Source organism: Empedobacter sedimenti (assembly GCF_030005555.1).
Classification (GTDB): domain Bacteria; phylum Bacteroidota; class Bacteroidia; order Flavobacteriales; family Weeksellaceae; genus Empedobacter; species Empedobacter sedimenti.
Genome location: NZ_JASCQG010000009.1, coordinates 1 through 13,447 on the forward strand (window position 1 = coordinate 1; position 13,447 = coordinate 13,447).

General features: G+C 32.1%; 13 protein-coding genes and 1 riboswitch. Of the genes, 9 read left to right on the plus strand and 4 right to left on the minus strand.

All coding sequences use genetic code 11. The features are described 5' to 3' along the window. The first annotated feature begins 422 nt into the window (after positions 1-422). The 5 genes from QHG34_RS09465 to QHG34_RS09485 all read left to right on the plus strand — a co-directional run bounded on the left by QHG34_RS09465 (position 423) and on the right by QHG34_RS09485 (position 6,454). Complete coding sequence (locus QHG34_RS09465; RefSeq protein ID WP_282629932.1) at positions 423-869, plus strand: cytochrome c oxidase assembly factor Coa1 family protein; 447 nt, start codon at positions 423-425, stop codon at positions 867-869. A gap of 79 nt (positions 870-948) precedes the next feature. Next, positions 949-1,133, plus strand: a riboswitch (cobalamin riboswitch). 94 nt (positions 1,134-1,227) lie between these two features. Further along, on the plus strand, positions 1,228-3,225 hold the full coding sequence (locus tag QHG34_RS09470; protein ID WP_282629933.1) for a TonB-dependent receptor: 1,998 nt from the start codon (positions 1,228-1,230) through the stop codon (positions 3,223-3,225). Next, entirely contained in the window at positions 3,222-4,358 is a 1,137-nt protein-coding gene (locus QHG34_RS09475) for a YncE family protein (RefSeq protein ID WP_282629934.1), read from the plus strand. The genes QHG34_RS09470 and QHG34_RS09475 overlap by 4 nt, the downstream gene beginning before the upstream one ends. A 9-nt stretch (positions 4,359-4,367) precedes the next feature. Beyond that, positions 4,368-5,504: a PKD-like domain-containing protein gene (locus tag QHG34_RS09480; RefSeq protein WP_282629935.1), complete on the plus strand. Its 1,137-nt coding sequence runs from the start codon at positions 4,368-4,370 to the stop codon at positions 5,502-5,504. Positions 5,505-5,584: 80 nt separating this feature from the next. After that, the gene (locus QHG34_RS09485) at positions 5,585-6,454 is read left to right on the plus strand and encodes a DUF4465 domain-containing protein (protein WP_282629936.1); all 870 of its coding nucleotides are present in this window, start codon (positions 5,585-5,587) and stop codon (positions 6,452-6,454) included. 94 nt (positions 6,455-6,548) lie between these two features. Here the strand turns inward: QHG34_RS09485 and QHG34_RS09490 are convergent, their stop codons facing one another. From QHG34_RS09490 to pckA, 4 genes are all read right to left on the minus strand, one after another. After that, positions 6,549-7,490, minus strand: coding sequence for a hypothetical protein (locus QHG34_RS09490; protein WP_282629937.1), 942 nt, complete (start codon positions 7,488-7,490; stop codon positions 6,549-6,551). A gap of 7 nt (positions 7,491-7,497) precedes the next feature. Continuing rightward, positions 7,498-8,190, minus strand: coding sequence for a hypothetical protein (locus QHG34_RS09495; protein ID WP_282629938.1), 693 nt, complete (start codon positions 8,188-8,190; stop codon positions 7,498-7,500). 72 nt (positions 8,191-8,262) lie between these two features. Next, positions 8,263-8,799 (minus strand): GNAT family N-acetyltransferase, encoded by a 537-nt coding sequence (locus tag QHG34_RS09500; protein WP_282629939.1) that lies wholly within the window; start codon positions 8,797-8,799, stop codon positions 8,263-8,265. Positions 8,800-8,905: 106 nt separating this feature from the next. Further along, positions 8,906-10,477 (minus strand): phosphoenolpyruvate carboxykinase (ATP), encoded by a 1,572-nt coding sequence (pckA, locus tag QHG34_RS09505; protein WP_282629940.1) that lies wholly within the window; start codon positions 10,475-10,477, stop codon positions 8,906-8,908. Positions 10,478-10,705: 228 nt separating this feature from the next. Between pckA and QHG34_RS09510 the strand changes: the two genes are divergently transcribed. Genes QHG34_RS09510 through QHG34_RS09525 form a run of 4 tightly spaced genes read left to right on the plus strand, consistent with a single transcriptional unit; the run spans position 10,706 to position 13,427 of the window. Next, positions 10,706-10,942 carry an acyl carrier protein gene (locus tag QHG34_RS09510; RefSeq protein WP_038336002.1) on the plus strand — a complete coding sequence of 79 codons (237 nt, stop codon included), beginning with the start codon at positions 10,706-10,708 and terminating at the stop codon, positions 10,940-10,942. Between the two features lie 16 nt (positions 10,943-10,958). Beyond that, a complete protein-coding gene (gene fabF, locus QHG34_RS09515; RefSeq protein WP_282629941.1) occupies positions 10,959-12,212 on the plus strand; it encodes a beta-ketoacyl-ACP synthase II in 1,254 nt (417 codons plus the stop codon). Further along, on the plus strand, positions 12,212-12,964 hold the full coding sequence (gene rnc / locus QHG34_RS09520; protein ID WP_282629942.1) for a ribonuclease III: 753 nt from the start codon (positions 12,212-12,214) through the stop codon (positions 12,962-12,964). Before fabF ends, rnc begins: the two co-directional genes overlap by 1 nt. A 4-nt stretch (positions 12,965-12,968) precedes the next feature. Further along, positions 12,969-13,427, plus strand: a complete 459-nt coding sequence (locus tag QHG34_RS09525; RefSeq protein ID WP_282629943.1) for an IPExxxVDY family protein — start codon at positions 12,969-12,971, stop codon at positions 13,425-13,427. Positions 13,428-13,447 lie beyond the last annotated feature (20 nt).

Sequence of the window (13,447 nt, forward strand, 5' to 3'; positions counted from 1 at the left end):
TCGTCGCCAGTTTTTATTGAAAGCCTCAAGTGAATAACTTGAGGCTTTTTTTGTGGTTATTGTTTTTGTAAAATGTAAGTTTCCTTCAGAACTCAAAACTTACTACTCATAACTCGAAAACACCCCTATAATCCCCTCAAGGGGATAATTTTTCTGTAAGTCTAAAATCTTACGTCTTATCACTTATTACTCAAAACTTACAACTTATCACTTATCACGCGTTAGGGATAGCAGTGAAAATCCTTTTTTGTTGATTGAGCGAAGTCGAAATCATAGCAAAAAGATTGCAGCGAATAGCCCGACTGAGCGATTTAGCGTTACGTTTGGCTGATTTATTATGGCTCTTCAATAGATTGTATAAAAAGATGTAAAAGAGTGAGGGAACGCCCAATTTTATTATCTTTACTCAAAACCTATACATTATGGAAGAAAATCAGTATGATAATCAATTAGTACCAAGAGGTAATTGGTTTAATCGAAATTGGAAATGGGCTGTGCCAGTTGGATGTTTAACATTTTTTATTCTTTTTATTGCATTTATAGTTGGTGGAGCTTTTTGGGGATTTAGTAAGATCACGAAGGACAGTGATGTAACAAAGCATGCTATTAATATTATCAATCATAATCCTGAGCTTCAACAGAAGTTGGGATCTAATATTGAAACTGACGGAATGTTTAGTGGTAATATTTCTGTTTCTAATAATACTGGAGTTGCAGATATTTCTGTTCCGATTAAAGGAAGTAAAGGTTCTGGTACTGCAATTATTGTAGGAGAAAAAGAATTTGATAAATGGAAATATGAAAAAATTGCTGTTGAGATTGCTGAAACAGGAGAAGTCATTCAATTAATTCGATATAAAGAATACTAAATTCAAGTTGATCAAACGATCAACTTTTTTGTTTTACATTATTGATAAAGAATAAATTGTTTATTCAAAATAATAACTTTACTTTTGAACAACATTTGGTGCGAACTTAATCGTTCGGTAACAGGGAATCAGGTGAAAATCCTGAACAGACCCGCTGCTGTAAGCTCCATAATTTTTTAGATTTTTATATCCACTGTTCGTAGAATGGGAAGGATTTCTAGAAAAGGAGTAAGTCAGAAGACCTACCAAAATGAAATGTTAGATGCTTTCGGGGACTAAAGCTTGAAGAACACATTTTGGATAGGAAACTGTCTCGTTTACTTCATATACTCTCGTTAGCAACAATAGATTATAGCTAATGAGATTTTTTTTTACCTTAATTTATTGTTGTAGCCTGTTTTTGCTTGGAATTAATTGTGCAAATGCGCAGATTAACCAAGATAGTATTTTACAGCTTCAGCAAGTAGAACTTATAAAATTTGATGATCGTTCTGTAGTTCCTTCTCAGGAATTAAAAGGCGAACAACTGCGTGCACTTAATAGTCATTCGGTAGCAGATGCTGTTCGTTATTTTGCAGGCGTTCAACTAAAAGATTTTGGTGGTGTTGGCGGACTTAAAACAATTGATGTTCGTGGTATGGGAAGCCAGCATGTTGGTGTTTTCTATGATGGTATCCAAATTGGTAATGCACAAAATGGTGTTGTTGATTTGGGTAAATTTTCCTTAGATGATTTTGAAGTTATTTCACTTTATAATGGTCAACGCAGTACTATTTTTCAGTCAGCTAAAGATTACGCTTCTTCATCAGCTATTTATCTTCAATCAAAGAAACCTGTTTTTAAAGCGAATAAAAGTACAAACGCAACTATTCGCTATAAGTTAGGATCAATACAACTAATAAATCCTTCTATTCGATTAGAACAACGTATTACAGACAATATCTCAGCCACACTTAGCTCAGAATATGTACAATCGAATGGAGTTTATAAATTTCGTTATAAACGTCTAAATCTAAATGGTACGACAGCTTATGATACTATTGCGAAGCGAAAAGATGGTCAAATTGAAGCGAAGCGTTTAGAGTTAGGATTATTAGGAAGAGGAAATCAAAGCGAATGGAATGTAAAAGGTTATTTGTATTTATCAGATCGTGGAATTCCTGCAGCAATAGTTCGTGGAAGATTTGGAGGACGTGGACAAACTTTGGTGGATAATAATTATTTTGTACAAGGAAGTTATCAAAAGAAATGGAAAAACTTTCAATCAAAATTAAATCTTAAATACGCTTACGATTTTACGCATTATACAGACACTGTTTCTACTGTAAAATCGGAGAATAAATATTACCAAAGAGAATTTTATGCTTCATGGGCAAATTTATATTCGATTAATCAAAATTGGGATATAAATGTTGCAACAGATTTTCAGTATAATAATTTAGATGCAGATTTGGTTAACTTTTCTTATCCTACACGATATACTAATCTTATCGCTTTTGCTTATACTTATCGTTTAGGAAAGCTTAATTTACAAGGAAGTTTGTTAGGAACTTTTGTAAAAGAGAAAGTAGAAAGAAACACAAAATCTCCTGATAAAAATATTTGGACACCAACTTTTATCGCAAATTATAAACCCTTTGATGAAGTTGATTTTAGCATCAGAGCTTTTTATAAACGTGTATTTAGAATGCCAACTTTTAATGATTTGTACTACACAAATATTGGTTATTCTAATCTAAAGCCTGAGTTTACGAATCAGTATAATTTAGGAATTACTTATGCTCTAAAAAATCATCATTTTTTAAATTCATTTTCTGCACAAATAGATGCTTTTTACAACGAAGTTGAAGATAAAATAATCGCAGCACCAAACGGAAGTATGTTTCGTTGGATGATGATGAATCTTGGTAAAGTTAAAATAAAAGGATTAGATGTTAAATTGAAAACATCTTTCAGAATTGGAGGAATTGACGTTGATCCTATGATTAATTATTCGTTTCAGCAAGCACAAGATTATTCTAATTCTTCAAAGTCTTATTACAAAGATCAAATTCCTTATATCCCGAAACACAGCGGCTCATTTGTATTGAGTTCGCGATACAAAACATGGAATTTTAATTACAGTTTTATTTATGTCGGAGAGCGATATGATGCCAATCAAGATAATATCAAATACAATCATATCAATCCTTGGTTTACGAATGATTTAGGGCTTCATAAAACGTTTATGTTCGATAAGTTTTCGTTCAAAACTTCTTTCGAAATCAATAATATCCTTAATCAACAATATGATGTCGTGTTAAATTATCCAATGCCAGGGCGTCAATTCAAATTTATAATGAGCATTAACTTATGAGAAATTATCTAAAAATAACAAGTTGTCTTCTTGTTCTATTTTCAGTTTTTAGCTGTCAACAAGATGTTTATATCGTAGATGAAGAGCGTGATAATATTACAAATCCAGAAAAAACGGAGGTTACAGGGTTTTACTTACTGAATGAAGGAAACATGGGAAGTAATAAAGCGACTGTAGATTACTTTAATTATGCAGAAGGTGTATATCATCGTAATATTTATGCATCAGCCAACCCTACAATGGTAAAGGAGTTGGGAGATGTTGGAAATGATATTAAAATTTATGGTAATAAGCTATATGCGATAATTAATGTTTCGAACTTTATAGAAGTGATGGACGTTAAAACGGCAAAGCATATTGCTACTATTCCACTCGAAAATGGACGATATATCACTTTTCATAAAGGAAAAGCCTATGCAACATCTTATGCAGGACCAGTTTCATTAGATCCTAAAGCTCCTTTAGGAAAAGTGGTTGAAATCGATACAATTAATTTATCTATTACACGTCAAGTAACAGTTGGATACCAGCCAGAAGAATTAGAGGTTGTAGATAACAATTTGTATGTAGCAAATTCTGGTGGTTATCGATTTCCTGATTACGATAAGACGGTTTCTGTAGTTGATTTAGCGACGTTTAAAGAGACCAAAAAAATTGATGTAGAAGTTAATTTACATCGAATCAAAAAAGATAGTGACGGCGATTTGTATGTTACAACAAGAGGTAATTATTACGATGTTTCGTCTAATCTATTTGTGATTGATTCAAAAACGCATAAAATCAAAAAAACATTCAACATTCCAGTTTCTAACTTTACTATTGTTGATAATAAACTGTATTACTATTCAAACGAATTTAACTATACAACGTTTGATTACACAAAATCTTTTGGGGTTATAGATACCAAAACCGAAGAAATTATCAATAAAAATTTGGTGAATGATCCTGTTATAAAAGAGATAGAAACACCATACGGAATTGCCGTTAATCCTGTTACTAAAGACCTTTATTTAACCGATGCAGGTAATTATGTTTCGATGGGTTATGTCTATTGTTTTGATAAAAATGGTGCTTTTAAATGGAAAACCGAAGGAGGAAATATTCCTGCACATTTTGCATTTGTTTATAAATAAATCTTACATATGAAATTTACAAAAATTCTACTTGCTACACTTAGTTTAGCTTTTATACAAAGCTGTAGTAATAATGATGATGAAATTATTGAATTAAATCAAGGAACACTTAATGCTTCTTATGATGCAACTCGTCTTAAAACGACTACAATAGAACCTACAATTTCTGGTTTTGAGAATGCTACATATACGTGGAAATTAGGAAATGAAATTATTGGAAACGAAAAAGTCTTAGGTTTTGTTTCAGATAAAGCGGGATCATACGATTTGACCCTTGAAATTAAATCATTGACTAAAACATCAACGTTAAAAACAACAGTTAAAGTAGTACAAGAATCATCAACTTATAGTAAATATATTTCGCAAGTTTTTGATTTTTTGCCAGCTATAGGTCAGTTTACAAATAAACTTCCAGCATATGTTGATGGCGATACACAAACAGAAATGACAGCCAAAGCAGGAAAAGCATTAGTAGGCGAAAAGTCAACAGTGATTACACTTGGAGGTTACGGAGGTTATGTTGTTTTTGGATTTGATCATACAATTTTGAACCAGAAAGATAAACGTGATTTTAAAGTGTTAGGAAATGGTTTTGCAGGATCTTCAGAGCCAGGAATCATTATGGTTGCTTACGATAAAAATAAAAATGGTAAACCAGATGAAGACGAATGGTACGAGATTGCAGGAAGCGAATACTCAAATCCAACTACAATAAAAAATTATACAATTACATATCACAAACCTACGGTTGAAGATTCAAACGCGACTCCTGAATATATAAAATGGGAGGATAACCAAGGAAAATCTGGTTATAAAGCGAAAAATACGTTTCATAAACAACCGTATTATCCAATTTGGTTTGGACAGAATCAGTTAAAATTCTCAGGATCACTTTTGGCAAGCAATTATACTGAGAAAAATGGTATTTGGACTGGTAAACAATTGGCTTATGGTTATGCAGATAATGCTGCTAACAATTCCGAAGATTCTAACATTGATATCGATTGGGCTGTTGATAAGAATGGCAATCCAGTTAAGTTAATGGGAATTGATTTTATCAAAGTTTATACAGCAACAAACCAAGAAGCTGGTAGGTTAGGTGAAATTTCGACAGAAGTTGCAGGAGCCTACGATTTACATCTATAATTAACACTAAATATTTATTATTAACCGTCGATTTGTTGCGATGATGAGACGGTTTTTTTTATTACAATTATTTCATCAACATGAAAACAAGAAATTTACAATTTGCCAAAAAACTTTTTTTTAATTTATTAATCATTGCTTCGTCTATTACATTTTTATCATCATGTAATGATGATGATTATAAAAATGAAGTAGCAGAGTTAAAAAAATACCAAACATTAGACATTTCTAAGTTTGATCTTTCTAAAGGAATCTCAACTTCTGGAGGTAAAGTTTGGGAAGGAACATATAAAGAGGATACAGATTTAATTTTAGGAATATTCAAGTTTAAACACACGGCTTGGCCAGAATATTTAACATGGATGGGTTTCACGGTATCTAACAGTAACGATAATTCGGATCAAATAAAGAAAGAAGGAGGTTGGTTAGATAATCAATGGGGAACAATGGCAAAAGGTGGTGCAAACGGAGCAGGATCACCATTTTTAGTATCATTTGCAGATCACAAACCATCCGAAAAAGCGCTGAAATATGGAGAAGAAGTAAAAATTGATAGATTCTCAAGTGTTGTAGAGATTCTTGATATGTCGAATAAATACAAAGCAAAAAGTGTAAAATTAGCAATTAGCCCTTGGTCTTATTACGGAATTATGAACGGAGATGCGTATGCAAGAAAGTTTGACAAAGGAGATTATTTTGCGATTCATGTTTACGGTGTTTCGGCAAATAAGCAATTAACTACAGAAAAACCAGTGACACATTATTTTGTTGATTTTAGAAATGGAGTAAATAACGTTTCGACAAATTGGCAAGATGTTGATCTTTCTGCTTTAGGAGAAGTAAAATATTTAATGTTCTTTTTAGAAACAACTGATACTGGAAAATGGGGAGCTAATACAGCTTTGTATTTTACGATGGATAAGTTGAAAGTAGAAAGAATAACAAAATAGAAAAATTAACAATTCTACTTTTAAGAGACTTAAAAAGTAGTATGTGTTATTTATTTGTGTTGTAAGGTTGAGCATTGCTCAACCTTTTTTATGTTTAATAATAACTAATTGTACGTTTTACAATGTATTTTAACGCTCCGTTTGTTGTAATTGAAGCTTTTATCCAATTATTTTTCGAATCATACTCATACGAAACTTGATAAGATGTCAGAACAGTTTGACCATTTCGAAACGATTGTTTTTTGAAGTTGATAATTTCATTTCTCGAATCAAAATCAGCTTGATAAGCCAACATTTTATTGTTGTCAAAAGACTGAAGTTTAGAAATATTTCCGTTGTCAAAAAATAATATTTTACTCGAATTTCCGGCAATTTCTTCATTATAAACAGGCATTTTTCCATCATAAATGTAGTATGATTTTCGACCTTTTTTACCATCAAATGAAGTCATTTCATCCAAAACCAACAAACCATTTTTGTTGTAAGTCAAACTATTTTCAGAAATCGTAGAACCCTCAACTTTTGTTATGATTTTATCTAATTTATTGGAGTAACTAAAAACTGTTTCATAACTCGATTTTGAAGATTTTCCTTCTATTTTTTCAGTCAAATTAATTAACCGATTATTGTTATCGTAAACAAATTTTTTATCCGATGCAATTCGTTTAGGATCTTCACCATTGTTAATAACTACATTCGTCTGTTTATCAATCAAATTAGCGTTATTGTAGTCGTAATTAACATAGTTATAAACAGCTAATTTTCCTCGATAATCCAAATAATTTGTTCGTTTTGCTAGTAAACCTTTCTGGTTAAATTCTAACGAAACCTGATCATAATATTCGTTTTCGTAGAAAGGTAATGTTGTCGAATTTCCGTTTGCTTCTGTAGCTGTAGAAGTTATTTTTTCTACTTTTCCTTTTAGATTAAACTCAGCTAAAGTTGTCTTGACTTCATACTCATTTGTGGATATTTTTTGTGCAAAATTAACTTGTGATGCAGCCAAACAAATTGTCGTTAAAATTATTTTTTTCATGATTTGTTTAAAATTGATAAGCGATCTTAAAGTTAAGATTTAAATTGAAATCTGTAGAAGAACCTTCTTTTTTATAATGATTTTCTAAACCGCCCATAAAATCATCAAAAATTCGAGTATCAACACTTTCTAAATTTGTAACATTCGAATATTTTACATTTCTATTTTTCACACCTAAACCAACTTTTGGAATAAATACTAATCCTTTATGAGTTGGAATAAAAATATTGTAATTAATATTCAATCCATATTTTACGCGTTTATAATCGGCTTCGTCATACGAATATAAATAAGAAAAGTTTTGAGCATCATTTCGGTAATATTCACCATTTTCAAGATGATCAGTGTGATGAATATAGAAAAACTCAGAAGAAATAAGATGTTTTACTCGTCTGTTTTTGCTAAGATTGATAAAAAATTCTGGTCGAATCTCAAAAAGTTGATAATCTTCGTTGATTTTATATTTTGGTTTATGGCTAACAGGAATGCTATGATAACTTCCGTAGCCAATTTCAGAGCCAATCCAATAACGTTCGTTCAGTTTATACATGTATCCAAACGTCCATCTTGGAGGTGATAATGCTGCTGAAAGAACGCTAAAAGTGATGACGTTTTTGCGCTCATCGTTTGATTTTCCTTGTGCAGAAATCAATTGCCCAAAACCAATAACGAACAAAAAAAGTAAAAAATTCTTTTTCATATAAACAGTGTTTAAAAGAAAGAGAATCATTTACTTAAAAGGTTGCGTAAACTAAGATTATTTTGAAGTTAATTATTTTTTCAATTCATACCAAAAGCACTCCAAATCCCATATTTCAAAATGAAATGTTTCTGTGACTTCGAAACCTATTTTTTCCAAAACATTTCTTGATGCAGCGTTTTCTGTATGTGTTATGGCATTTAATTTGAAATCAGTCATATTTTCACGATAAAAATCCATGCAAGCTTTCGCAGCTTCGGTTGCGTAGCCTTTTCCCCAAGTTTCTTTGCGATAACGATAACCAAAGTCTAAAAAGTCAAATCGATTATTCATCGCTTCTTTTTCGGTCATATACTTAAAACCTGTCCAACCAATCATTTTTCCAGATTCTTTTTCTACCACAGCAACTCGTCCGTGTCCTAATTCTTTGTACTGAATCAATAAATTTTCGATGATTTCTTTTGTTTCATCAATGGTTTTGATAGGTTGATTTTTTAGATAAATATGAACTTCGGGTTGAGAATCCATTTCATAAAAATCCTGTAAATCGTCAAGCGTAATAGGTCTTATTATTAATCGTTCTGTTTCTAGTGTTGGTAAATACTTCATTATTGAATGATTTTGAGTAAAGTTAATTTTTTTGGTTTAATATTTCAAAATAAAAAACGCCGAGCAAAGCTCAGCGTTTCTAATTATTTTATTGAATATTATCAAATTAAATGATAGGTCCTCCTGCTAAAATATCTGCTGTAGCAAATTCTTCGAATTTTTTGAAATTTTCTTTGAATTTAGAAGCTAATAATTTTGCATTCGCTTCATATGCTTCCTCAGAAGTAAATGAAGTTGCAGGATTTAATTTTTCCGCATCAACACCTTCGATAGCAACAGGAACATCGAATCCAAAATATTGATCTTTCTTGAATTCAGCATTGTTTAAATCTCCGTTTAAAGCAGCGTTAATAACCGCACGCGTATCTTTAAGAGACATACGTTGTTTTTGTCCGTTCCATCCTGTGTTGATTAACCATACATTAACACCTGTTTTTTCAACTTTATCGCTTAACATTTCAGCGTATTTTGTTGGGCGTAATGGCATAAATGGCGCACCAAAACATGTAGAGAAAGTTGTTTGTGGCTCTGTAATTCCAGCCTCTGTTCCAGCTACTTTAGATGTATATCCTGAGATAAACAGGTAAGCCGCTTGGTCTGGATTTAATTTAGCGATAGGAGGGAAAACTCCGTAAGCATCAAATGATAAGAAGAAAATATTTTTAGGATTTTTTCCTACAGAAGGAACCGCAATATTTTCGATATAATCAATTGGGTAAGAAACACGTGTGTTTTCTGTGATTGATGTATCTGAAAAATCTACTTCGTTAGTTCCTGGAATTAATTTACAGTTTTCTAATAAAGCACCTTCTTTGATTGCTGCATAAATTTCTGGTTCACCTTCTTCAGATAAGTTAATTACTTTTGCGTAACAACCTCCTTCAAAGTTAAAAACAGAATCATCAGCAGTCCATCCGTGTTCGTCATCACCAATTAAACGTCTGTTTTTATCAGCAGATAATGTTGTTTTTCCTGTACCAGATAAACCAAAGAACATAGCTGTGTCTCCGTTTTCACCAGAGTTTGCAGAACAGTGCATTGGTAAAGTGTTTTTGAAAACTGGCATGATAAAGTTTAATGCAGAGAAAATACCTTTTTTCATCTCTCCTGTATAACCAGTACCACCGTTTAAAACAATTTTACGTTTAAAGTTTAAGATAGAGAAATTGTGTTGTCTTGTTCCATCTACATCAGCTTCTGCTGTAAAAGTAGGAGCATTGATAATTGTCCACTCAGAATCTCCAAAGTTTTTCAACTCTTCTTCTGTAGGACGAATAAACATATTGTAAATAAATAAATTTGCAGCTGGAGTTTCAGTAATTGCTCTAATTTTTGTTTTGTAAGCATCATCTGCACACGCAAATGCATCACGTACATAAATTTCTTTGTTACTTAAGTGCTCTACAACTTTATCGTAAAGTGCGTCAAATTTTTCTGAATCAAATGGAATATTTGTTTTTCCATCCCACCAAATGTTATTTTCCGTGATTTCGTCTTTAACGATAAAACGATCTTGTGGCGAACGCCCAGTAAATTCTCCAGTCAACATATTAACTGCACCAGAAGATGTAATTTCTCCTTGTCCAATTTCAACCATTTTTTTAGTTAATTCTTCCGGAGATAATTGATAGTTAATTTTGGAATTTTTTATTCCGTAAGATGCCAATTCTATGCTCATTTTTGTGATTTTAAAGTACTTTTAAAAGAATAAAGGTAAAAATTTTGTACAAAATTACAATAAATTAAGACGTTAAAAATTTGACTTATATCATTAACTCAAACGTTTTCTCGTATAATTATTCACATTATATTTACTAGTTCTTATGCGTGCATATAAAAAAAAGCTTGTATTTAATATAAGTTTTATATTTTTGCACTAGTTTACAACAATTAAAATTAGAAAATTATGTCTGACATTACATCAAGAGTGAAAGCGATTATCGTAGATAAATTAGGAGTTGACGAAAGCGAAGTTACGCTAGAAGCAAGTTTCACTAACGATTTAGGAGCTGATTCATTAGACACAGTAGAATTAATCATGGAATTCGAAAAAGAATTTGATATCCAAATTCCAGACGATCAAGCTGAGAAAATTTCTACAGTAGGTCAAGCTGTAACATACATCGAAGACTTAAACAAGTAATAGTTCCTTAATTTTTATGGAATTAAAAAGAGTAGTAGTAACAGGTTTAGGCGCGCTAACACCAATCGGAAATACATACCAAGAATACTGGAATGGATTAGTGAATGGTGTAAGTGGCGCTGCGCCTATTACGCTTTTTGACGCAACTCTTTTTAAGACACAATTTGCTTGTGAGATTAAAAACTTCAATATCGAAGATCATTTTGATCGTAAAGAAGCAAGAAAAATTGACCGTTGTGCCCAATTGGGGATTATTGCAGCTAGAGAGGCAATAAAACACAGTGGAATCTTAGAAGATACAAATGTAAACAAAGAGCGTATCGGCGTTATATGGGGATCTGGTATTGGTGGAATTAAAACTTTTGAAGAAGAAGTTTCTAATTACGCTACAGGAAATGGAACGCCTCGTTTCAATCCTTTCTTTATCCCTAAGATGATTGCAGATATCACGCCTGGTCATATTTCGATGGAATTTGGTCTTATGGGGCCTAATTATACAACTGTTTCGGCTTGTGCCTCTTCTACAAATGCAATTATTGATGCTTACATGTTGTTAAGACTTGGAAAAGCTGAAGCAATTGTTGCAGGAGGATCAGAAGCTGCTATTACAGCTGCAAGTATTGGAGGTTTTAATGCGTTACATGCGTTATCTACACGAAATGATGATCCACAAACTGCTTCTCGTCCATTCGACAAAGACCGCGATGGTTTCGTTATGGGAGAAGGAGCTGGATGTATTATTTTAGAAGAATACGAACATGCAATTGCACGTGGAGCTACAATTTATGCTGAATTAGTAGGAACAGGAATGACAGCAGATGCTCACCATATTACAGCACCACATCCAGAAGGATTAGGAGCACTAAATGTGATGAGAGAAGCTTTATTAGATGCAAATATTAATGTAGAAGATGTTGATCATATCAATATGCACGGAACATCTACTGGATTAGGAGATATTGCAGAATCTAAAGCAATTCAAAAATTATTTGGAGAACATGCTTACAATATTCAAATCAATTCAACAAAATCAATGACAGGTCACTTATTAGGTGGTGCAGGGATTATTGAAGCGATTTCGGCAATTGGAGCAATCAATAACAGTATCGTTCCACCAACAATTAATCATTTTACGGATGATGAAAATCTTGATCCTAAAATTGATTATACATTTAACAAAGCAAAAGAGAAAAATGTAGATTACGCATTGAGTAATACTTTTGGTTTCGGTGGTCACAATGCTTGTGTGATATTTAAGAAGTATAAGTAATGTCTTTCTTAAAAAAGTTATTTTCTTTTAAAAATCATCGAGATGATTCAAATTCATCAGATCCTTTTTTGAAATTTTTGAAGTCGATTTTGGGTTATACTCCTCGCGATATCGAGGTGTTTAAAGAAGCATTTACCCATAGATCAGCTCAGAAAAAAGACGAAAACGGAAACAGTATAAATTTTGAAAGATTAGAGTTTTTAGGAGATGCATTACTTGGTGCTTCTGCTGCAATGCACCTTTATTTTAAAGCACCAGATCAGCAAGAAGGTTATTTAACAAAAATGCGATCAAAGATTGTTTCACGTAGACAACTAAATGATGTTTCGAAACAATTGGGACTTTTAGATTATTTGGATCCAATGAACAACCACTCCAATTTGGGAGAAGATGTGAATGGAGATATGTTAGAGGCATTGGTAGGAGCAATATATGTTGATGGAGGAATAGACGCTGTACAAAAATTTATTCAAGTCAAGATTATTGACCCTTATGCGGATTTAGATCGTTTAGAACACACTATTACAAGTCACAAATCGTTGATTTTGGAATGGAGTCAAAAAACAAGAAATTCGATAAGATTCAATACTTTTGAGGAGCAAAACGCAGAAGATTTACAAGTTTTTGTATCAGTTATTCGTCTCAACGACAAAGTTATCTCAAAAGGAAGAGGCACATCTAAAAAGAAAGCCGAAGAAAGCGCTGCAAAACGTGCTTACTATTCCTTACAAAAGAAAATAGAAAAAGTATAAATCCATGGCAGAACTACTCTTATGTGAAGATTTTATTGATTTTCATCTGATAGGCGTAAATTCTAGCTTTGACACTTCTACACAATTTATTTTCCATCTCAATTCTACTTTCGAAACGCACTTTCAGCGTATTAAAGATTTAGATATTTGGTTAGATGACCATATGTATTATTTTGAAACGTATGCATGGTTAGATGTTGCGAATAAAATAGATTATCATATCATTAAAAATGCTCCAAATCAATCCGAATCTAAAAAAAATGAAGTAGATTTATCAAATCTTTTCAAGGAAAGTATCATTTTAGTGCCAAATTATAAAGATTGCAACTATGTTGTAAAAATCTCTGGTTGGGAAGATGATATTCAAAATCTTGATCTTCCTTTCGAAGAAAAAGATTTTATAAAACAGATCAAAAAAATAGATATCGATTTGATTAGCATGGCTGAACAGTTGGTTTTCTAACAAAATATTGTGCATAAAAA